The organism is Gemmatirosa kalamazoonensis, from assembly GCF_000522985.1.
GTDB lineage: Bacteria > Gemmatimonadota > Gemmatimonadetes > Gemmatimonadales > Gemmatimonadaceae > Gemmatirosa > Gemmatirosa kalamazoonensis.
In genome coordinates this window covers 262,421-284,674 of the sequence record NZ_CP007128.1, presented here as the reverse complement: position 1 = coordinate 284,674, position 22,254 = coordinate 262,421, and the positions used below count along the sequence as shown (strand labels likewise).

Sequence of the window (22,254 nt, the reverse complement as noted above, 5' to 3'; positions counted from 1 at the left end):
GCTCACATGCTCTCGGACTTCCGCATCGCTGCCCGGCGTCTCCGTCGCGCGCCGGGGTTCACGACGGTCGCGCTGCTGACGCTCGCGTTGGGCATCGGCGCCACGACCGCGATCTTCAGCGTCGTGAACGGTGTGCTCCTGCGGCCGCCGCCGTACCCGGAGCCCGATCGCCTCGTGGTGGCGTGGGGCGTGTACCCCGACTTCGGGCGCACGAGCACCTCGCTGCCCGACTTCCTCGACTGGCGCGACGGCTTCGCGCGCGTCGGCGAGCTCGCCGCGATCGGCGATGCGCAGTACACGGTGACCGGCGACCGCGCGCCGGAGCGCGCGAACGGCGCCGCGGTGACGGCGAACTACTTCCACGTCCTCGGCATCGCGCCGGTGCTCGGCCGCGACTTCGTGGCCGACGACGAGCGCGGCGCGGTGCCGAGTGTCGTCATCCTCGGCAACGAGTTCTGGCGCCGACACTACGGGGCCGATCCTGCGGTCGTCGGCAAGGCGATCACGCTGAACGGCATCTCGCGCACGATCATCGGCGTCGCGCCGGCGGGTCTCGAGTACCCGGCGTCGCCCGACCTGCTCGTGCCGCAGCGCACCGACACGACGTTCAACCGGCGCTCCGAGTTCCTCGACGTGCTCGGCCGCCTGAAGCCGGGCGTCACGGTCGAGCAGGCGCGCGCGACGCTCGCCGCGGTGAGCGCGCGGCTCGCGCAGCAGTACCCGCAGACGAACGCGCGCATCCGCTCCGACCTCGGCACGCTGCGGGAGGAGCTCGTGGGGCCCGCGCAGCGCGCGCTGTGGGTGTTCATGGGCGCCGCCGGGCTGGTGCTGCTCGTCGCGTGCGCGAACGCCGCGAACCTGCTGCTGGCGCGGGCCGCGGGCCGCGCGCGCGAGGTGGCGCTCGTCGCCGCGTTAGGCGCCGGGCGGCGGCGCGTGTTCCGGCAGCTCCTCGTCGAGAGCCTCGTGCTGTCGGTGGCCGGCGGGGCGCTCGGCGTGCTGCTCGCGTCGCTCGGCGTGAAGCTGCTCGCCGCGTCGCACTTCGACGCGATCCCCCGGCTCGGCGCGGTGCAGGTCGACGGCCGCGTGCTCGGCTTCGCGCTCGCCGTGAGCGTGCTCACGGGGCTGCTGTTCGGCGTGGTGCCCGCGATGCGGCTGTCGAGCGAGAGCCTGCAGGGCACGCTGCGCGCCGGCGGCCGATCGCTCGCCGGCACGGCGGGCGGACGCCGCACGCGCGATGCGCTCGTGCTGGCCGAGGTCGCGATGGCCGTCGTGCTGCTCGTCGGGGCGGCGCTGCTCGCGCGCAGCTTCCAGCGGCTGCTGTCGGTGTCGCCGGGCTTCGATGCGGAGCACGTGCTGACGGCGCGCGTGTCGCTCCCCCGCGCGCGCTACCCGGACGACGTGCGTACGCGCGCCGCGTGGGACGCGGTGCTGATGCGCGTGCGCGCGGTGCCGGGCGTGACGTCCGCCGCGCTGACGTCGAACGTGCCGTTCGCCGGCATCGGCTACTGGAGCGTGCAGGTGGAAGGGCGCACGCCCGATCCCAACCGCACCACGAACGAGGACGCGCAGCCGTACTCGGTGACCGACGGCTACTTCAAGACGCTCGGCATCCGCCTCGTGCGGGGACGCGTGATCGACGCGCGCGACCGCGACGGCGCGCCGTACGTCGCCGTGATCAACACGGAGATGGCGAAGCGGTTCTGGCCCGGCCGCGACCCGATCGGCGGCCGCGTGAGCGTCGACGGCGAGACGTGGTGCACGGTCGTCGGCGTCGTCGCCGACACGCGGCAGGAGGGGCTCGGCCAGCGCCCGTACGCCCAGCTCTATTTCAGTGCCGCGCAGCTCGCGCGCGGCTCGATGTTCGTCGCCGTGCGCGGCGCCGGCGATCCGAGCTCGTACGTCGCTGCGGTGCGCAACGCGGTCGCCGCGGTCGACCCCGAGCTGCCGGTCTACGACACGCGCACGCTGGCCGAGCGCCTCGACCGCGACGTGGCGCGGCCGCGCGTCACGGCGATGCTCGTCGCGCTCTTCGCCGCGGTGGCGCTCGCCCTCGCCGCGGTCGGCATCTACGGCGTGGTGGCGTACGGCGTCGCGCAGCGCGCGCGCGAGTTCGGCATCCGGATGGCGTTGGGCGCGCGTCCGCGGTCCGTCGTGCGGCTCGTCGTCGGGCAGGGGACCGCGCCGGTGCTCGCCGGCCTCGCGTTAGGCCTCGGCGCCGCGTGGGGCGCGTCGCGCGTGCTCGGCGCGCTGCTCTACGGCGTGAGCGCCACCGACCCCGTGGCGTTCATCGTCGTCACCGTGTTCCTCGGCGCCGTCGCGCTCGTCGCCGCGTACGTGCCCGCGCGGCGCGCGACGCGCGTCGATCCCGTCGTCGTGCTCGCGCAGGACTGACACCGCCTGACGCCGCCCAACATCGCCTCACCCTGACTCACCGCCGATGCTCTCCGACCTCCGGTACGCTCTCCGACAGCTGCGCTCCGCGCCCGGCTTCGCGCTCGTCGCCGTGCTGTCGCTCGCGTTGGGCATCGGCGCGAACGCCGCGATCTTCAGCGTCGGCAACGCGCTGCTCCTGCGTCCGCTGCACGGCGCGGGTGATCTCGTACGCGTCTACCGCAACCATCACAGCCCGCTGAACTACAGCGAGCTGACGGCGGTGGCGGAGCAGACGCGCGGCGTGTTCGCCGACGTCGTCGGTGAGCGGCTGATGTCGCTCGCGCGCACCGACGGCACGGAGCCGGAGAAGCTCACCGGCTCCATCGTCGCCGGGAACTTCTTCCCCGCGCTCGGCGTGCGTCCCGCGCTCGGCCGCGTGCTCACCGGCGCCGATTCGGCGGCGCAGAGCGCGCAGCTCGTCGTGCTGAGCCACCGCTACTGGGAGCGTCGGCTCGGCGCCGACCCGAACGTCGTCGGCCGCGTGCTGCGCATCAACGGGCAGCCGTTCACGGTCGCCGGTGTCGCGGACGCGGGGTTCACGAGCTCCGTGATGCCGTGGCGCCCCGACGTGTTCTTCTCGAGCGCCGCGTCGCTGCCGCTCACCGGGCAGCGCGCCGAGGAGTGGGGCGGGAGCCTCTACATCACCGCGCGGCTGCGCGACGGCGTGAGCCGCCGTTCGGCCGACGCGGCGCTCGCCGTCGCGGCGCGGCGCATGGTGGCCGCCGACACGGCGCGCTACGCGGGCGACCGGTTCACGCTGCGCACGGACCACGCGCGCGGCGTCAACGCCGAGCTGCGCACGCCGGTCGTCGCCGGGACGGGCTTGTTGTTAGGCGTGGTGTCGGTCGTGCTGCTCATCGCGTGCGCGAACGTCGCGAACCTGCTGCTCGCGCGCGCGACGACGCGCGGGCGCGAGGTGGGGATGCGCGTGGCGCTCGGCGCGAGCCGTGGCCGGCTCGTGCGGCAGCTCCTGACGGAGAGCGTGGTGCTCGCCGCGGCGGGCGGCGCGCTCGGGCTGTTCGTCGCGTCGTGGGCGACGCGCGCCCTCGGCGACGCGCTGACGGCGCGCGTGCCGGAGCCCGTGCTCGTCGACTTCGCGCCCGACGCGACGGTGACGCTCTACACGGTGGCGCTCACGGTGGCGACGGCGCTGCTGTTCGGGCTCGTCCCGGCGCTGCGCGCGTCGCGCCCCGCGGTGCTGCCGGCGCTGAAGGACGGCGCGGGCGGCGCGGTGGGCACGCGCTCGCGGCTGCGCGGCACGCTGGTGGGCGTGCAGGTCGCACTGTGCACGCTGTGCCTCGCCGTCGCGTCGCTGCTCGTGCACAGCCTGTCGAACGCGCGGCGCATGGATCCGGGCTTCGACACCCGCGGCGTGCTCGATCTCGCGGTCGACCTGCAATCGCGGCAGCTCGAGCCCGCGGCGCGACGCGAGTTCTTCCGCCGGCTGGTGGAGCAGGCGCGCGCGACGCCCGGCGTGCGCGCGGCGTCGGTGGCGGCGATCGTGCCGTTGGGCGGCTCGAACATGCAGACGCTCGTGTGGGCGTCCGGCGTGCGCGGCGACCGGCCCGACGGCAGCCGCCTGGTCTACTTCAACACGGTGGGCGACGGCTACTTCGAGACGCTGCGGCTGCCGATCGTGCGCGGCCGCGAGTTCACCACCGCCGATCGCGACGGCGCGCCGGGCGCGCTGGTGGTGAACGAGACGATGGCGCGCCGGCTGTGGCCCGACGGCGACGCGCTGGGGCGCCGAGTGAGCCTCGACGGTCCGGGCGGTCCGTGGCTCACGGTGGTCGGCGTGGCGCGGGACGCGAAGTACAACTCGGTCGGCGAGGACACGCCCGCGTTCATGTATCTCGCGGCCGCACAGAGCACGCGGGCCGAGATGGTGCTCCACGCGCGCGCCGCCGACCCGACGACCGCCGCGACCCTCGGCCGCACGCTGCGGGCGGCGGTGGTGTCGATGGACCCGCTGCTGCCGCCGCCGACGGTGGCGACGATCGACGACGACATGCGCATCTCGATGCTCCCCGCGCAGCTCGGCGCGGCGTTCACCGCGGTGTTCGGCGGGCTCGCGCTGCTGCTCGCGGCGGTCGGCATCTACGGCGTGGTCGCGTTCGCGGTCGCGCGCCGCACGCGCGAGATCGGCGTGCGCGCGGCGTTGGGCGCGGCGCCGGCGCGGCTCGTCCGCCGCATGATGGGCGAGGCAGGGCGCGCGGTGGTCGTGGGCCTCGCGATCGGGCTCGCGCTCACGCTGCTCGTCGAGCGCCTGCTCGGATCCGCGCTGTACGGCATCGGCGCGGTCGATCCGGTGACGCTCGTCGCCGCGCCGCTCGTGCTGGGGCTCGCGGCGTCGCTCGCGGCGTACCTCCCGGCGCGGCGGGCGACGCGGGTCAGTCCTACGGTGGCGCTGCGATCGGAATGATGAGGCGCGAACCGCGCTGTTGACGGCGCGGGCGATACGGCGCCGACGATACAGCGCGATGAGGCGCGAACGACGCTCGCACCGCTGAACGGCGCCGTGCCGCGCGGTGAGCGTCGCTCGCGCACCATCGTGCCGTATCGTCCGCACAGTATCGCCGCCGCCGTCCCCAGCGCAGTAAGATCCCAAACCTCACACCGATGTTCTCCGACCTTCGCCAAGCCTATCGATCGCTGATCGCCGCGAAGGGTCTCGCCTTCGTCGCCATCCTGACGCTCGCGCTGGGCATCGGCGTCACGACCGCGACGTACACGGTGATCGACGCCGTGCTCCTGCGCCCGCTGCCGTACGAGGCGCCCGATCGGCTGGTCTATCTGTGGGAGCAGGGGAAGACGTTCGAGAACGTGAACGCGCAGTCGTCGCTGCACGACGTCACGGAATGGCGCCGCGACGCGCGCACGCTGTCGCACGTCTCGGCGTACCGCTACTGGCTGTTCAACCTCGCCGGCGCGCCGCAGGCGGAGGCGGTGCTCGGCGCGCACGTCACGGCCGACGCGTTCGCGACGCTCGGCGCGCGCCCGGCGCTCGGCCGCAGGTTCGTCGCCGGCGAGGACCGGCCCGGCGCGCCCCGCGTCGCGGTGCTGAGCGACGCGCTGTGGCGCCGGCGGTTCGGCGCGGATCCGCATGTCGTGGGTCGCACGTTCCGCATGGACGGCACGACGTACGCCGTGGTCGGCGTGATGCCGGCCGGCTTCGACCTGCCGAGCACCCTGCCGCACAACGCGCTGCTGCCGTCGCGCGCGCTCGAGCTGTGGGTGGCGTCGGACGTCGATCCGGTGAAGGACAGCCCGGACAACATCGGCTGGTGGGCGTTCGGGCGGCTCGCGCCGGGGGCGACGCTGGAGCAGGCGTCGTCGGAGCTCGCGCGCCTCGCCGTCGCGCAGCACCGGCGCAACCCCGCCGCGGCGGAGACGATCCATGTGCGCGGCCTGCGCGCGCACGTCGTGCGGCCGATCCGGTCCGCGCTGCTGCTGTTCGCGACCGCGGTGGGGCTCGTGCTGCTCGTGGCGTGCGCGAACGTCGCCGGGCTGCTGCTCGCGCGCGGCACGTCGCGCGGCCGCGAGCTCGGCGTGCGCGTGGCGTTAGGCGCGACCGGCGCGCGCCTCGTCCGGCAGCTGCTGGCCGAGAGCCTGCTGCTCGCCGGCGCCGGGGCGGCGGGCGGGCTCGCGCTCGCGTCGCTCGGCGTGCGGTGGCTCGTGGCGCTCGCGCCTAACGGACTGCCCCGCGTCGCCGAGGCGGGCATGCACCGGCCGGCGCTCGCGTTCGCGGCACTCGCCGCCGTCGTCGCATCGGTCGTCGCGGGATTGCTCCCGGCGCTGCACGCGGCGCGCACCGCGCCCGCCGGCGCGGCGCGCTCGGTCGGCCGCGGAACGACGTTGGGCGGCGCCGCGCAGCGGGCGCGCGGCGTGCTCGTCGTCGCCGAGGTCGCGCTGTCGCTCGTGCTGCTCGCCGGCGCCGGGCTGCTCGTGCGCAGCTACGTCACGCTCGCCGGCGAGCCGCTCGGATTCCGCCCCGAGCGGCTGCTCACGATGTTCACGCTCATGCCGGAGTCGCGCTTTCCGACGGACCGCGCGCGCGGCCAGTTCCTGCTGCGCGCGGCGGAGCGCATCCGCGCGCTGCCCGGCGTCGAGGGCGTCGCGATCACCGACGCGGTCCCGCTCTCCGGCCTCGGTGGCTACGCCACGGCATGGGTGGAGGGCGAGCCGCAGCCGAAGCCGGAGGATCTGCCGACGCTGTGGCCGCATGACGTGTCGGCCGACTATCACGCGGTGCTCGGCATCCCGCTGGTCGCCGGGCGCGCGTTCTCCGACCGCGACACCGCGGGCGCGCGCCGCGTCGTCATCGTCAGCGCGTCGCTCGCCCGGCGGCTGCTCCCGCACGGCAGCCTGGTCGGACGCAGGCTCGGCGGCCTGCGCGCGGAGCCGCTCACCGTCGTCGGCGTCGTCGGCGACGTGCGCGCGAACGCGATCGACGAGGGCCCGCAGCCGGCGGCGTACCTGCCGGTCGCGCAGGAGACCGACATCGCCGGCTCGCTGCTCGTGCGCACGCGCGGCGCGCCGCTCGCGCTCGAGCGCGCCGCCCGCGCGGCGATCGCGTCGGTCGATCCGGAGCAGCCGGTGATGAACGTCCGCACGATGGACGACTACGTCGCGCAGGCGCTCTCGACGCGGCGCTTCTCGCTGTTCCTCACGGCGGTGTTCGCGGGGAGCGCGCTGCTCCTCGCCATGGTGGGGCTCTACGGGCTGCTCGCGTATCTCGTGGCGCAGCGCGCGCGGGAGATCGGCGTGCGCGTCGCGTTAGGCGCGCAGCGGGTGGACGTCGCGCGGCTGGTGCTCGGCGGCGCGCTGCGCCTCGCGGGCACGGGAGCGCTCGTCGGCGCGCCGGTGGCGCTGCTCGGCGCGCGGCTGCTGCGGTCGCAGCTCTATGGCGTGGGGCCGAGCGATCCGATCACGCTCGTCGCGGTGGCGGCGACGCTGGTAGGCACCGCGGCGCTCGCCGCGCTCGTGCCGACGCGCCGCGCATCGCGCGTGGATCCCGCGATCACGCTGCGACAGGAGTGACGCGTCGGGGACGGCGCGGGTTGGGTTGGTGTTCCGCCCGCGCCACCCCGAACCGGAGCCACGCCCATGCCCTCCGACCTCACGCTCGCCCTGCGCTCGCTGCGGCGCGCACCGGGCTTCCTGACCGCCGTCGTGCTCACGCTCGCGTTAGGCATCGGCGCCACGACGGCGATCTTCACGGTCGTCGACGCGATGCTGCTGCGGCCGTTGCCGTACCGCGACGCGGCGCGGCTCGTCGCCGTCTGGGCGAACCCGGCGAACGACGCGACCATCCCGACGCCCGCGTCGTACCCCGACTTCGCCGACTGGCGCGCCGCGCTCGGCGGCCGGCGGTTCGACGACGTCGCGTTCGCGCGCAGCGAGGGGCTGCTGCTGCGCGGCACGGAGAGCGCCGTGAGCCTCAACGTCGCGTACGTGAGCGACGGCTTCTTCCGCGTGCTCGGCGGGCGTCCGCTGCTCGGGCGTACGTTCCGCCCCGACGAGGAGCGGGCCGGCGCGCCCCACGTCATCGTGCTCGGCCACCGGCTGTGGCGCACGCGCTTCGGCGCCGACCCGTCGGTGATCGGGCGCACGCTCGACTTCGCGGAAGGGAGCTACACCGTGGTCGGCGTGATGCCGCCGGGCTACGAGTATCCCGGTCGGTGGACGGAAGCGTGGGCGCCGCTCGCGCCGCTTGCCGCGGAGCGTCCCGCCGTCGCGCAGCGGCTCGAGCGGCGCGACCTGCGCGTGGACTCGCGGGTGATCGCGCGCCTCGCACCCGGCGTGTCCGCGGCGAGCGTCGGCGCCGATCTCGCCGCCGTGGCGCGCCGGCTCGCCGTCGAGCATCCGGACGCGAACCGCGACATCGGTGCGCACGTCGTGCCGCTGCGCGAGGAGCTCGTCGGCTCCGTGCGCACGCAGCTCCTCGTGCTGCTGGGGGCCGTCGGGCTGCTGCTCCTCGTCGCGTGCGCGGACGTCGCGAACCTGTCGCTCGTGCGCGCGACGGCGCGGGCGCGCGAGCTGGCCGTGCGCGCCGCGTTAGGCGCCGAGCGCGCGCGGCTGCTCAGGCGGCTGCTCGCGGAGAGCGTCGTCGTCGCGCTCGCCGGCGGCGCGTTCGGCGTGCTGCTCGCGATCGGCGGCGTCGCGGCGCTCCGTCGCGCGGCGCCGGAGCCGCCGCTGTCGAGCGCCGTGCCGCGGCTCGACGCGGTCGCGGTGGACGGACGCGTGCTCGCGTTCGCGCTCGTCGTGTCGCTCGCGACGGTGCTGCTGTTCGGCCTCGGCCCCGCGCTCAATGCGCTGCGCGCCGGCTCCGCGCGGACGCTGCGCGAGGGAACGCGATCGTTGGGCGGCGGCGCGGGCGCGCGGCGGTTCCGCGACGCCGTCACCGTCGCGCAGGTCGCGCTCACGCTCGTGCTGCTCGTCGGCGGCGGGCTGCTCGGCCGCAGCTTCCTCGCGCTGCGTGCGCAGGACGCTGGCTTCCCCGTGGAGCGCCTCGTCGTGCTCCGCGTCGCGCCGCTGGCCGAGCGATACGAGACACCGGAGCGGCTCGTCGCGCTCTACGATCGGCTGCGCGCCGCGGCGGCCGCGATCCCCGGCGTGCGCGCCGCGGGGATCGTGAACCACCTCGCGCTCACCGGCGCCGGCATCCCGACGCGCGTGCGGATCGCCGGCGGTCCCGACACGCTCGGCGCGCTGTTCCGCGTCGCCGACGGCGGCTACTTCGCGGCGAGCGGCATCCCCGTGCGGCGCGGCCGCGCGCTCGACGACGCCGACCAGGCGCGCGCCGCGACGCCCGACGCGGCCGACGTGCCCGCGGTGGTGGACGCGGAGCTGGCGCGCACGACGTGGCCCGGGCAGGATCCGTTAGGCCGCCGGTTCACCGTGTTCAAGCAGGCGTCGGGGCGCGCCGACTTCGGGCGACCGGTGCAGGCCGTCGTCGTCGGGGTGGCCGGCGACGTGAAGTTCCAGTCGCTCGCCGATGCGACGCCGATCCCCACGGTGTACCTGCCGATGACGGTGAACCCGTGGCGGTGGGGCTACCTCGTCGTGCGCGCGGCGGGGGATCCGGCGGCGCTCGTCGCGTCCGTGCGGCGCGCAGTGCGCGGGGTCGACCCCGACATCCCGGTGACCGACGTGCGCACCGGCGCCACGCTCGTCGGCGACACGATGTCGCAGCGGCGGTTCGACCTCGCGCTCGTGCTCGCGTTCGCGCTCTCCGCGCTCGCGCTGGCGGCGGTCGGCGTGTACGGCGTGGTGGCGCAGGGGACCGTGCTGCGCGCGGGCGAGCTCGCGGTGCGCTCGGCCATCGGCGCGGGACCGACGCGGCTCGTGCGGCTCGTGCTGCGCGGCGCGGCGACGCTCGCCGGCGTGGGGATCGTGTTGGGCGCCGCGCTGTCGGTCGTCGCGACGCGCGTCCTCGGCTCGTTGCTGTTCGGCGTCGGGCGGTTCGACGTCGTGACGTACGTGGGCGTCGCGGTGGTGCTCGGTGGAGTGGCGCTGCTCGCGAGCGCGATCCCGGCGCGGCGCGCGGCGCGGACGGATCCGGCGGCGGTGCTGCGCGGTGACTAACGGTTCGTCACGGCTCCGCGAACAGGTCCGCGAGCGTGATGACGAGCGGCTCGCCGGCGCCCTCGGGGTGCCAGGCGAGCCGCTCGCGTTCGATGCGAGGGAAGTGCGCGTCCGGCGTCCAGACCTCGACGGTTCGCGCGGATGGATCGGCGGTCCAGTAGGTGGGAACGCCGCGATCCTGGTACAGCCGCCGTTTCGCGAAGCGGTCGCGCATCCGGCTGTTCGGGCTCACGACCTCGATCGCGAGCAGCAGGTGATGCACCGGTGCGAAGCGGCCGGCGCGGCGCGCCTCCCGCGCCATCTCGCGCGGCACCACGAACACGTCGGGCTGCACCAGCACGTCGTCGCGCCCCCACGTGATGTCGGCGGGGGCGAAGTAAACCACCGCGTCGAGCCGCTCGGCCTGCACGTACTGTTTCAAGCGCGAGTAGATCTCGCCGGCCGTGAACTGGTGCGGCTCCCCCGGGCCGGGCGTCACGAACAGCTCCCCGTAGACGCACTCGTACCGCGTCGAGCCCTCCTCGGCCTCATTGAGCGCGCGCACCATCTCCGCCGTGTAGTACGACGGCTCCGGCTCGACGACCGTGGTCCGTGGAGTCTCCATGCCCCAATCATCCGCTCGGCTCCGGCGAGTTCGCAAGTGCCTCGGCGCCAACAACTTCGGAGCCGCCCGCCGAGCGCCCGTCACATTCGAACGCACGCCGTGTCCCGCTGACGCCGCTGCCTCCCGCGCGTAGCTTCCAGAACGATGACCGCCCCCACCGACACCACCGAGAATCCGCCGCGCGTCCTCGTCGCCGACGACCAGGCCGCGATCATCGACGCGCTGCGTCTGCTCTTGTCCGACGAGGGCTTCGAGGTCGAGACCGCGCGCTCGCCGCAGCAGCTCGTGACCGCCGTCGAGTCGCGCGACTTCGACGTCGTGCTGATGGACCTCAACTACACGCGCGACACGACGTCGGGCCGCGAGGGGCTCGACCTGCTGCCGCGGCTGCAGTCCGCCGACGGCGCGCTGCCCGTCGTCGTGATGACGGCGTGGGGGAGCGTGGAGGGCGCGGTGGAGGCGATGCGGCGCGGCGCGCGCGACTACGTCGAGAAGCCGTGGGACGACGCGCGGCTCGTGCACACGCTGCGCACGCAGGTGGAGTTGGGCCGGGCGCTCCGCCGCACGATGCGGCTGGAGAGCGAGAACCGCGCGCTCCGCCGCGACGCGTCGAAGAGCGTCGAGATCATCGCCGAGAGCGCGGCGATGCAGCCCGTGCGGCGGCTCATGGAGCGCGTCGGCCCCTCGGACGCGAACGTGCTCGTCACCGGCGAGCACGGCACGGGGAAGGAGCTCGTCGCGCGCTGGCTGCACGCGTCGAGCGCGCGCGCCGGCAAGCCGCTCGTGATCGTGAACATGGGCGGCCTCTCGGAGGGCGTGTTCGAGTCCGAGCTGTTCGGCCACGTGAAGGGCGCGTTCACCGACGCGAAGGCCGACCGCGTGGGCCGCTTCGAGCTCGCCGACACGGGCACGATCTTCCTCGACGAGATCGGCAACATGTCGCTGTCGCAGCAGGCGAAGCTCCTTCGCGTGCTGCAGAGCCGCGAGGTGGAACGCGTGGGCTCGTCGCGCCCGCGCCGCATCGACGTGCGCGTGATCTCGGCCACGAACGCCGACCTGCGCGCGGAGGTCGCGGCGGGGCGCTTCCGCGAGGATCTGCTGTACCGGCTGAACACGGTCGAGATCCACCTCCCATCGCTGCGCGAGCGGCGCGACGACGTGCCGCTGCTCGCCGCGCACTTCCTGCGGCTGCACGCCGCGCGCTACCGCAAACCGCTGAAGGGCTTCGACCGCGACGCGCTGCAGCTGCTGCTGTCGCACCCGTGGCCCGGCAACGTGCGCGAGCTCGATCACGCCGTGGAGCGTGCCGTGCTCATGGCCGTCGGCGACGCCGTGCGCGCCACCGACTTCGCGCTCTACGTCGACCGCGGCGCCGGCGCGGCGCTCGAGGAGATGACGCTCGAGGCGGTGGAGAAGGTGCTCATCCAGAAGGCGCTCGCGCGGTGGAACGGGAACGTCAGCCACGCGGCCCAGGCGCTGGGGCTGTCGAGGAGCGCGCTGTACCGGCGAATGGCGCAGTATGGGCTGTGAGCGGTCGGGACTCGGGACTCGGGACTCGGGACTCGGGAGTCCGCAGCCCCGAGTCCCGAGTCCCGAGTCCCGAGTCCCGATTGCTCCATGACCCACTCCGGGAAAGTCTTCCTCTGGGTGTTGGGCAGCGGCCTGCCGGCGGTGGCGGTCGCGCTGGTGCTGCTGGAGCGCACGCCGATGGACGGGTCGCTCCGGTGGACGCTCGAGCTGCTCGTCACGATCGCGTGGGTCGTCGGGTCGGCCGTCGTGCGCTCGCACGTCGTGCGGCCGCTGCAGACGCTGTCGAACATGCTCGCCGCGCTGCGCGAGGGCGACTTCTCGACCCGCGGTCGCGGCGCGCGTCCCGACGACGCGCTCGGCCTCGCGCTCCTCGAGGCGAACCTGCTCACCACGACGCTGCGCGAGGAGCGGCTCCGCGCGCTGGAGTCAGCGGCGCTGCTGCGGCGCGTGATGCAGGCGATCGACGTCGCGGTGTTCGCGTTCGACGAGGCGCGGCGGCTCCGACTCGTGAACCGACAGGGCGAGCGGCTCATGGCGCGGCCGGCGGAGCGACTGCTGGGCGTGGACGCGGAGGAGCTCGGGCTCGACGAGCTGCTCGCCGGTGAGGGCGACGGCGCGCTGCGCGACACGACGCCGCGCGTGGTGAGCGCGACGTTCCCGGGCGGCGGGGGGCGGTGGGAGGTGCGGCGCGGTGAGTTCCGGCAGGGCGGCCGCCCGCACGAGCTGCTGCTCGTCACGGACCTCAGCGAGACGCTGCGAGCCGAGGAGCGGCTCGCGTGGCAGCGACTCATCCGCGTGCTGAGCCACGAGATCAACAACTCGCTCGCGCCGATCAAGACCATCGCCGGCAGCCTGCTGCGGCGCGTGCGCTCCGCCCGCGAGAAGGCGCAGCGCGCCGCGGCGCTCGGCGCGGGCGCTGGGGCGCCGCCTAACGGATCGCCTAACGCGCCGGCGCTTCCGGCCGCGCCGCCGACGTCGTCCGGTGTGGTCGCTGCGTTCGGCGCCGCGGACGACGACTTCATGCACGGACTCGGCGTCGTCGCCGAGCGGGCGGACGCGCTCGGGCGGTTCATCGGCGCGTACGCGCGGCTGTCGCGTCTCCCGCCGCCGCAGAAGCGGCCCGTCGACGTCGCGGCGTGGGTCCGGCGCGTCGCGTCGCTCGAGCCGCGCGTGCCCGTCACGGTGAAGGCCGGGCCGCCGCTCGTCGTGCTCGCCGATCCCGACCAGCTCGACCAGCTCCTCATCAATCTCGTGCGCAACGCCGCCGACGCGTCGCTCGAGACGCACGGCGGCGTGGTCGTGCGGTGGGAGGCGATGCCGTCCGCGGTGCGCGTGGTCGTCGACGACGAGGGCGCGGGGATCGCCGACGCGACGAACCTGTTCGTGCCGTTCTACAGCACGAAGCCGCAGGGCTCCGGCATCGGCCTCGCGCTCTGCCGCCAGATCGCCGAGGCGCACGGCGGCACGATCACGCTGGAGAACCGCGACGACAAGCGGGGCGGGCGGGCGACCGTCGTGCTGCCGCGCGCGGAGGCGGCGTGAGCGCGCACCGCGTCCGTTAGGCGTCAGGCCTTGCGGCGCGGGCGGCGCGCCGCATCGGAGGCGTTCAGCGCCGCGGCCTCGCGGATCAGCGCCACGAACGCGGCCTCGTCGATCTGCTCTCCCTCGTGGATGTCGATCACGCGCCGCGCGTTGCCCTCGAGGCTGGAATTGAAGAGGTGCCGCGGATCGGCGAGCTGCGCGCCCTTCAGGAACGTCAGCTTCACGACGTTCTTGTAGCTCTCGCCGGTGCAGATGATGCCGTCGTGCGACCAGACCGGCACGCCCCGCCACTTCCACTCCTCCACCACGTCCGGGACCGCCTGCCTGATCAGCGCGCGCAGGCGGGCGAGCGTCGCGCCTCGCCAGTCGCTCAGCTCCTCGATCCGCGCGTCGATGAGCGCGGACGGTGACTCGCCCGTCCGGTTGCCGGTGCTCTTCTTCATCTCGTCCCGTCGTTCGAGTTGTTCACGGTGCGCGCTGCAGCATCTCCGCCACCTCGTCCCACGCGCCCGCGTCAAGCCGCTCACACAGCCGCGCGAGCGCCGCGAGTCCCGCCATCTGCAGCCACAGCTTCACGTGGTCCGGGTATCCCGCGTTCGCCAGCACGCCCAACAGCCCGGTGCGCGACACCACGCCCTCGCGATAGCGCGCGAGCACGCCGCAGAGCCGTGGCTGGTCGGCGATCAGCGGCAGCAGCTCGAGGGTGATCGCCGGGCTCACCGTGCGCGCGAGGCAGGCGAGCACCCGTGCGCCCAACGCGCGCAGCGTGTCGTCGGGCGCGTCGCTCGTCTCGACGAGGTAGAGCAGCCGCCAGAACAGCCGCTCCTCGTCGGGCGCCTCCTCCCACGGCGCGGCGTCGCTCTCGGCGACGTCGAGCGGGTCGGCGGCGAGCACGGGGGCCGCCCACTCGCGCAGCTCGTCGCGCGTCGCCTCGCCGGCGACGTACGCCTTCAGCCGCGCGGCGAGGTCGTACAGCGACGCCACGGTCGCGACGCGCTCACATCTTCTTCTCGAGCACCATCTTCACCGCCTCGTACACGTTCACGATCCCTCCCGACGTGGAGAGGGACCCGAACGGCACGCGCGTGTCCTCCGATCCGGGCCGCACGACACGCTGCGTCGCGTGGCGTGCCGCGGACGCGACGAGGACCCGCTTCACGTCGGCCGCGGTGAGCTCGGGGAAGTATGACATGAGCAGCGCCGCGGCGCCCGCGACGACCGGCGAGGCCATGCTCGTGCCGCTCAGCCGCTCGTAGCCGCCCGGCACCGTGGAGTAGATGTCCTGGCCCGGCGCGAACAGATCCACGCGCTCGCCGTTCCAGTTCGAGAACTCCGCGGCGAGCTTCTCGCCGCCCTTCCAGCTCGACGCGCCGACCTCGATCCAGTTCTGCGCGTGGCCGCCGGTGACGTAGAACGGCGTCGGGAAGCTGGGCTTCGTCGCGATGTCCTCGCCGTCGTTGCCGGCGGCGTGCACGAGCAGCACGCCCTTCGAGTCGGCGTACTTCACGGCGTCGTCCACGGCGCTCTTCTGCGGCGACCATCCCTTGCCGAAGCTCATGTTGATGATCTGCGCGCCGTGGTCCACCGCGTAGCGGATCGCGTTCGCGATGTCCTTGTCGCGCTCGTCGCCATCGGGCACCGCGCGCACCATCATCACGCGCGTGCCGACGGGGGCGATGCCGTCGAGCCCCACCCCGTTGCCGCGCACGCCGGCGATGATCCCCGACACGTGCGTGCCGTGCATCGCGTCCGGGCCCATGACGTCGGAGTTGCCGTACGTGCGCTGCCCGAGGTTCGCCGGGTCGTCGCCGACGATCGGGCGCGGGTCGTAGTTCAGGTTGAGCCCGTACTTCACGCGGCTCTCCACGTCCTTGCGGGCCTCGGCGATCGCCTGCGGCGTGATGCCGCCCGCGGCGAGCTGCAGGTAGAGCGAGCGCGCCTGCTGCACGCGCGCGTTGCTCGACGACAGCGCGCGCACGCGGGCCGTCGTCACCGAGTCGTGGATCGCGGCGCGCAGCTCCACCATCGCGGCGTCGAGCGCGTTCGCGATCGACACCACCTGCTGCTGCTCGCGCAGCGCGTTCTCGCGCGCCTCCTCGTACTCCGTCGCGACGCGCGGGCACACGCTCGTGAGCGAGTCGCCGCCCATCGCGCGCGCCTGGCAGCGCACCTGCAGCCGCGTCACCTCGTACGTGTCGTGGTCGACGTCGCGTCCGTCGCGGCCGCCGATGAAGTTCCATCCGTGCACGTCGCCGGCGAGCCCGTCGCCGTCGCCGTCGGCCGCGCCGGACGACCCGTTCGTCGCCGTCTCGCGCGGGTTCGTCCACAGGTTCGCGCGCAGGTCGGCGTGCGACGTGTCCACGCCGCCGTCGATCACCGCGACGAGCACGGCACGCTGCGGCTGCCGGCCGGCGAGCAGCTCGCGCTCGGCCTTCCGCAGGCTGATCCCCGCGTAGCCGTCCGCCGCGAGGTCGAGCAGATGCCAGTCCTGCGGCGGCTCGTCGGCCGTCACCGCCGGCACCGGCGTGCTCGCCGTCGCGGGCGGGGTTGTCGTGTTAGGCGCGCCCGTCGTCGGCGTCGGCGTGGGAGCCGGTGCGGGCGCGGCGCGGCCGGAGGTGCACGCGCCGAACGCGAGCGCGACGGCGAGGGCGAGCGGTGCGGCGAGGCGGCGCGGGACGGCCGAGCGGGGCATGGACATGGGATGACGCGAAAGGGTCCCTCGTACGTCGGAAGCGGCGTGCGAGCGCACGCGCGGATCGGCGGCCGTCAACGCGGGCCGCCGTCGCCCGAGCCGACGCCGCCGGCGTCGAGCACGAACCGCGTGAGCCCCGCCACCGTGCGGATGCCGAGCTTGCGCATGAGGCTCTCGCGGTGCGTCTCGACGGTGCGGTGGCTGATTCCGAGCTCGCTCGCGATCTCCTTGTTCGTGAGGCCACGCGCCACGCCGTCGAGCACCTCGCGCTCGCGCGCCGTGAGCAGCTCGAGTGACGCGGCCGCGCCCGCGGCATCGCCACGCGCACCGGCGCTCGGATCGACGCGCGACGTGTCGCCGCGGCCGCCGTCGGCGCCGCTGAGGCCGAGCGCGGCGGGGGTGCTGAAGTACGAGCCGCCGGCGTGCACCGCGCGCACGGCGAGCCGCAGCTCGGCCGCCGCGCTGTCCTTCAGCAGATAGCCGCTCGCGCCTGCGCGCACGCCCTCGCGCACGTACTCGGCGTTGTCGTGCATGCTCATGATGAGCACGCGCGTCTCCGGCGCCGCGTCGCGGATCTTCGGCGCCACGCGCAGCCCGGACTCGCCCGGCATCGACACGTCCAGCACGACGACGTCGGGGCGGTGCTCGGCGGCGAGCCGCACGGCGTCGGGCCCGTTGCCCGCCTCGGCGACGACGACGAACCCGGTCTCGCCCTCGAGGATGTGACGGATCCCCTCGCGCACGACGGCATGGTCGTCGACGACGAGGACGCGGATCGGTTCGGTGCTCATGGATCCCAATCTAGTCGGGTCCCCCCCCTGACAGCCCCGCCGGTGGGGCGAGCCGTCGCGCCGCATGATCGTAGCTATAGCTACCAGGGGGCGGGCGCAAACGACGCCGGGGCCGGCGCGGGCGGTACGGCGCGGACGGTGAAGCGCGATGATGCGCAAACGACGCTCACACCGCTGAACGGCGCCGTACCGCGCAGTCGAGCGCTGTTGGCGCCGCGAGCGCCCCATCGCGCCGGATCGTCGGCGCCGTATCGCCCGCGCCGCATCCAGCCGTCACCCGTCACCCGTCCCGCGTCGCCAGCGGCACCCGCACGTTGAGCTGCGCCCCGCGTCCCGCGTCGCCGATCGTCACCGTGCCGCCGAGCGCCGCGATCCGCTCGCGCATGCCGACGAGCCCCATGTGTCCCTCGCGCTCCCATCGCGTGAGGTCGGCGGGCGCGCCGAGGCCGCCGCCGTCGTCGCGGATCGTTAGGCGGACCTCCGGCGCGGCGCCGTCGTTCACCGCCACCGTGACGTGCGCCGACGCCGCGCCCGCGTGCCGCGCGACGTTCGAGAGCCCCTCCTGCAATGCGCGGAACAGCGCGAGCTCCGCGTCCTCCGTCAGCGGTGGCAGCGTCGCCGGCGCGTCGAGCGTCGTGCGCACGCCGCTCCGCTCCTGGAAGTCGGCGCACAGCGAGCGCAGCGCCGGCAGCAGCCCGAGGTCGTCGAGCAGCGACGGACGCAGGTCGTTCGTCACGCTGCGGATGCTGCCGATCCCGGTGTCGATGAGGCTCAGCACGCGGTCGAGCCGCTCGCGCCGCTCGGGCAGGTCGGCGCGCAGCACGCCGAGCTGCATCTTCACGGCGGTGAACACCTGCGCGGTCTCATCGTGCAGCTCGCGCGACAGCCGGCGGCGCTCCTCCTCGTGCTGCCGCACCATGCGCGTCGACAGCCGCTGCAGCTCCTCGGTGCGCGCGCCGAGCTGCTCGTAGAGCGCCGCGTTGTGCAGCGCCGCGCCCACCTGCTGGCCGAGCGCGCGGAGGAACGTCTCGTCGAGCGCGGTGAACGGGTCGCGCGCGTCGCCCGCGAGCACGAACGCGCCGGTCGCGACGCCCTCGCGCAGCACGGGAAGCGCGGCGACCGACGCGTGCCCCGCGACTCCCGGCGCGACCTGCGGACGACCCGAGCGCATCACGCGGTCGAGGAGCGTCGCGAGCTCGCCCTCCGGGTGCGTCCCCGTCCATGCCGCGCAGGAGCCACCTCCGCGAATGCAGGTGAGCGTGGAGCGTGGAGCGTGGAGCGTGGCAGCGGCGAGTGCTCCGCGCTCCACGCTCCACGCTCCACGCTCCTCGTGATCGGATGCGAAGTATGCGCTCCCGCGTACGGCGGGGAGCTCCAGCGGACGCTCGAGCAGCGCGGTCAACACGTCGCCGCCGCGCTGCAGGTCGCCCGACAGCGCGCTGAGCGCCGAGAGGCCGCGCCGCAGGTCGTCGAGCACGAGCACCAGGATCCCCGCGCCGACCGCGAGCTCGAACAGGATGTCGAGGTAGTAGCCCCACGGCGTCCACGCGCCCTGCGCGCGCAGGAACGGGTAGTCGAGATGGTGCAACCCCCACAGGAAGAACGCGCCGGCGAGCAGCCGCGCCCCCGACGACCGCACGCGCCGATGGTAGTCGAGGAACGTCCATCCGCTCCACAGCGTCGCGAGGCTGAGGAACGTCACCATCGGCGCCGCGGCGAGCAGGAACGAGTCGAGCCGGTAGATCGCGACGACCGACCACACCGGCGGGAACAGCGCGACGAGCAGGTAGCGCCACCGCCACGCGAGCTGCCGCGAGAACACCAGCGCCGCCCACAGCAGTGCGAGCGCGGTGAGCCCCGTGATGACCTGATGCACGTACAGCCACGGGCGCTTCCCGCTCAACAGGAACGAGCCGATCGCGCCGAGCCGCAGCAGGTACAGCGTCCACGCCGCGGCGAACCACGCGAAGTACGCCTTGCGGTGGCGCTGGAACAGGAAGATGCAGAGCGTCGCGAGCGCCGCCGTGATGACGGCCTGCAGCAGCGCCGCCGCGAGTTCGTCGCTCGCGACGGGCGGGAGTTGCGGTGGCATGACTCAAAGCTACCAGCGGCGGTTCTGATGCGGCGGTTCCGACGCCTCGGTTCCGATGAAGCGGGAGGGGCTGATACGGCGGGGCTCATACCGCGCGGCCGATGGTCGGTTCTGGTACGGCGGCTGCCCGCTGTATCAGCACCGCGGTGTCAGCCCCGCCGTACCCGCCCCGCCGCATCAGCCCCTCCCGCCGTTCCAGAACCGCGGTATCAGAACCGCGGTATCAGAACCGCGGTATCAGAACCGCCGCATCAGCACCGCGGTATCACAACGGCTTCGGCGCCCGATCCGGTGGGTCCAGCACCGCGTCCGCGGCCGTCCCCACGCGGCCGAGCAGGGCCCGCACCAGTGAGCGCCCGTCCGACGTCACGCGCCGCGCCGCCACCATCCGCTGCACGTACCACTGCCCGCGCCGCGTGTCGAGATCGTCGTACCGCACGCCGCCGCCGCTCGACGACGCGTGGATGATGCGGCGTCCGCCGGCATAGATCGCGACGTGGCTGATCGCCTCGCCCGGCTCGGCGAACATCACGAGGTCGCCCGGCGCCACCGCGTCCCACGAGGCGGGAAGCGCGAGCCCCACCTGCGCCTGCTGACGCGACGTGCGCGGCAGCTCCACGCCGTTGCGCGCGTAGACGTACTGCACGTAGCCCGAGCAGTCGAATCCCGTCGTCGGCGACGTGCCGCCCCACTTGTACGGCACGCCGAGGTAGCGCTCCGCCGACGACAGCACGCGCGCCGCCGACGCGCTCGCGACGGTGCCGCCTCCGCGTCCGCCGCTCGGCGCGGGCATCGAGATCACGCGGCCGCCCGTGCGTGCTCGCCCGGCCGCGCCGAATCGCAGCGCGAGGCCCACCCGCATCTCGCTCCATCGTGTCGACCCGCCGCTCGACGAGAGCGGTGTACGCGTGCGCGACTCCGCCGAGAGCTCCAGGGTGCCTAACGGCACGAGCAGCCCCGCGCCGTAGCTCCACGTCGTCGCCGACGAGCCGTCACCGCCGGTCGACATGCCGATGCCGGCGAGCCCGTAGAGCATCGGCGTCCCCGCCGCGCGTCGCCCGCCGAGTGCCTGCGGCAGCACGAGCAGGTCGCCGTCCGCCGTCCATCCCGCGGCGTGCATCGACGACGACGCGTCCACGCTCGACTCGCGCTCGAGCGACGTGCCGCCGCCGAGTCGGACGCCGACCGCGCCGCTCGACATCGTCCCCTGCAGCCCGACGACGAGCCCCGTCGGTCCGGCGGACGGCGCGGTGCCGAGCGGATAGGCGGCGTACGGGCCGACGGAGGCGGAGCCCTGGGCCGTGGCCACGGCGGGGACGAGCAGGGCGGGGACGGCGGCGAGCGCGCGGCGGTGCATCGGGGACTCCAGGCGGGAACGTCGCCCGCTCGCTGAGGCACCCGGCGGGCCAGCCGGGCCCCGCCGCCTAACGACCCGGCGCGCAACGACTTGCGCGCGGGTCGCGGGAGCCGGCGCGTCACTCCGCGGGGACGACGGGCCGTCCGGTTGGGACGACATCTGGTTGGGGCGCGCGCGATGGGCGAGGTTTGGTATGGGGCGTGGTGGGGACGGCTCGCCGCCACGTACGGCTCCCCGTGAGTTGGAACGCGGATCACGCGGATGCCGCGGATAGGCTCGCGCCTTCAGCCTATCCGCGGCATCCGCGTGATCCGCGTTCCAGGAGGAGCCGTCCGCACGCGGAAGCCAGCCACGGTGCGCATCCCCGATTTCCGTCCGCCGACTCTCGCATGCGTCTTCTCACGCTGTTCACGGCACTCCTCGCCACCCTCGCCGGCCCGACCGTCGAGGCGCAGCCCGACGACGCGCGCCCCTACGTCGTCCTCGTCTCGTTCGACGGCTTCCGCGCCGACTACCTCGACCGCGTCTCGCTCCCCGCGTTTCGCCGCGTCGCCGACGCCGGCGTGCGCGCGCGCGCGATGTGGCCGAGCTTTCCGTCGAAGACGTTCCCGAACCATTACACCATCGTCACCGGGCTCTATCCCGGCGATCACGGCATCGTCGCGAACACGTTCTGGGATCCCGTGCGCGGCGCCGGCTTCCGCATCAGCGATCGCGCCGCGTCCACCGACGGCACGTGGTACGGCGGGGAGCCGATCTGGGTGACCGCCGAGCGGCAGGGCGTGCGCGCGGCGTCGTGCTTCTGGCCGGGCTCCGACGCGGCGATCGGCGGCGTGCGGCCGAGCACCTGGATGCCGTACGACGAGTCGCTGCCGAACGACGCGCGCGTCGACAGCGTGGCGGCGTGGCTCCGCCGGCCCGCGGCGTCGCGGCCGCATCTCGTGACGATGTACGTCTCCATCGTCGACAAGACGGGGCACGAGCACGGTCCCGGCGCCGCCGCCACCGACAGCACGCTGCGCGAGGCCGACCGCATCCTCGCCCGGCTGCTCGATTCGCTCGCCGTGTCGCCGACCGCGGGGCGCGTGAACCTCGTCGTCGTCGCCGACCACGGCATGATGGACGTCGCGAGCGACCGCGTGGTCGACCTGTCGCGCTGGGTCTCGCTCGACGGCGTGCGCACCGCCGATCCCGGGCCCGTGCTGTCGCTCTGGTTCGGCGCCGACACGGCGCGCCGCGATTCGGCGTACGCGGCGCTCGCGCGCGGGCTCGCGGCGAGCGGCGCTCACGCGCGCGTGTACCGCCGCACGGAGACGCCGGAGCGGTGGCACGTGCGCGCGACCGCGCGCGCCGGCGACCTGCTCGTCGCCGCGGATCCCGGATGGATCGTCACGCCGACGCCGCCGAAGGGACCCGTCACCGGCGGCCAGCACGGCTGGGATCCCGCCGTCGCGCCGGAGATGGGCGCCATCTTCCTCGCCGCCGGGCCCGACGTCCGCGCCCGCGGCACCATCGTGCCGTTCGCGAACGTCCAGGTGTACCCGCTGCTCGCACGGATGCTGCGAATCACGCCCGCTCCGCGGCTGGACGGCGACGACCGGCTCGCGCGGGCTATCCTTCGCTGAC

The 22,254-nt window shown here is 74.5% G+C and carries 14 protein-coding genes; 7 read left to right on the top strand and 7 right to left on the bottom strand.

Features of this window, described 5'->3' with window-relative positions:
* The first annotated feature begins 6 nt into the window (after window positions 1-6).
* The 4 genes from J421_RS01415 to J421_RS01400 all read left to right on the top strand — a co-directional run bounded on the left by J421_RS01415 (window position 7) and on the right by J421_RS01400 (window position 10,020).
* Window positions 7-2,391, top strand: coding sequence for an ABC transporter permease (locus J421_RS01415; RefSeq protein ID WP_025409377.1), 2,385 nt, complete (start codon window positions 7-9; stop codon window positions 2,389-2,391).
* Between the two features lie 46 nt (window positions 2,392-2,437).
* On the top strand, window positions 2,438-4,855 hold the full coding sequence (locus J421_RS01410; protein WP_025409376.1) for an ABC transporter permease: 2,418 nt from the start codon (window positions 2,438-2,440) through the stop codon (window positions 4,853-4,855).
* Between the two features lie 197 nt (window positions 4,856-5,052).
* Window positions 5,053-7,473, top strand: a complete 2,421-nt coding sequence (locus J421_RS01405; RefSeq protein WP_025409375.1) for an ABC transporter permease — start codon at window positions 5,053-5,055, stop codon at window positions 7,471-7,473.
* A gap of 66 nt (window positions 7,474-7,539) precedes the next feature.
* Complete coding sequence (locus J421_RS01400) at window positions 7,540-10,020, top strand: ABC transporter permease (protein WP_025409374.1); 2,481 nt, start codon at window positions 7,540-7,542, stop codon at window positions 10,018-10,020.
* A 7-nt stretch (window positions 10,021-10,027) separates the two neighbouring features.
* On the opposite strand, the gene J421_RS01395 is transcribed toward J421_RS01400, so the two are convergent.
* Window positions 10,028-10,624, bottom strand: a complete 597-nt coding sequence (locus J421_RS01395) for a Uma2 family endonuclease (RefSeq protein ID WP_025409373.1) — start codon at window positions 10,622-10,624, stop codon at window positions 10,028-10,030.
* A 144-nt stretch (window positions 10,625-10,768) separates the two neighbouring features.
* On the opposite strand from J421_RS01395, the gene J421_RS01390 reads away from it, so the two are divergent.
* Both J421_RS01390 and J421_RS01385 read left to right on the top strand, forming a co-directional pair.
* On the top strand, window positions 10,769-12,154 hold the full coding sequence (locus J421_RS01390) for a sigma-54-dependent transcriptional regulator (RefSeq protein WP_025409372.1): 1,386 nt from the start codon (window positions 10,769-10,771) through the stop codon (window positions 12,152-12,154).
* Between the two features lie 87 nt (window positions 12,155-12,241).
* Window positions 12,242-13,696, top strand: coding sequence for a sensor histidine kinase (locus J421_RS01385; RefSeq protein ID WP_025409371.1), 1,455 nt, complete (start codon window positions 12,242-12,244; stop codon window positions 13,694-13,696).
* Window positions 13,697-13,719: 23 nt separating this feature from the next.
* On the opposite strand, the gene J421_RS01380 is transcribed toward J421_RS01385, so the two are convergent.
* From J421_RS01380 to J421_RS01355, 6 genes are all read right to left on the bottom strand, one after another.
* Window positions 13,720-14,139: a DUF1801 domain-containing protein gene (locus tag J421_RS01380; protein WP_025409370.1), complete on the bottom strand. Its 420-nt coding sequence runs from the start codon at window positions 14,137-14,139 to the stop codon at window positions 13,720-13,722.
* Window positions 14,140-14,161: 22 nt separating this feature from the next.
* The gene (locus J421_RS01375) at window positions 14,162-14,680 is read right to left on the bottom strand and encodes a hypothetical protein (RefSeq protein ID WP_025409369.1); all 519 of its coding nucleotides are present in this window, start codon (window positions 14,678-14,680) and stop codon (window positions 14,162-14,164) included.
* 13 nt (window positions 14,681-14,693) lie between these two features.
* The gene (locus J421_RS01370) at window positions 14,694-16,394 is read right to left on the bottom strand and encodes a S8 family serine peptidase (protein WP_025409368.1); all 1,701 of its coding nucleotides are present in this window, start codon (window positions 16,392-16,394) and stop codon (window positions 14,694-14,696) included.
* 68 nt (window positions 16,395-16,462) lie between these two features.
* Window positions 16,463-17,179 carry a response regulator gene (locus tag J421_RS01365; RefSeq protein ID WP_025409367.1) on the bottom strand — a complete coding sequence of 239 codons (717 nt, stop codon included), beginning with the start codon at window positions 17,177-17,179 and terminating at the stop codon, window positions 16,463-16,465.
* A 280-nt stretch (window positions 17,180-17,459) separates the two neighbouring features.
* Window positions 17,460-19,271, bottom strand: a complete 1,812-nt coding sequence (locus J421_RS01360) for a GAF domain-containing sensor histidine kinase (protein ID WP_025409366.1) — start codon at window positions 19,269-19,271, stop codon at window positions 17,460-17,462.
* Window positions 19,272-19,536: 265 nt separating this feature from the next.
* Entirely contained in the window at window positions 19,537-20,628 is a 1,092-nt protein-coding gene (locus J421_RS01355; protein WP_025409365.1) for a C40 family peptidase, read from the bottom strand.
* A gap of 389 nt (window positions 20,629-21,017) precedes the next feature.
* On the opposite strand from J421_RS01355, the gene J421_RS01350 reads away from it, so the two are divergent.
* Window positions 21,018-22,253: an alkaline phosphatase family protein gene (locus tag J421_RS01350; RefSeq protein WP_025409364.1), complete on the top strand. Its 1,236-nt coding sequence runs from the start codon at window positions 21,018-21,020 to the stop codon at window positions 22,251-22,253.
* Window position 22,254 lies beyond the last annotated feature (1 nt).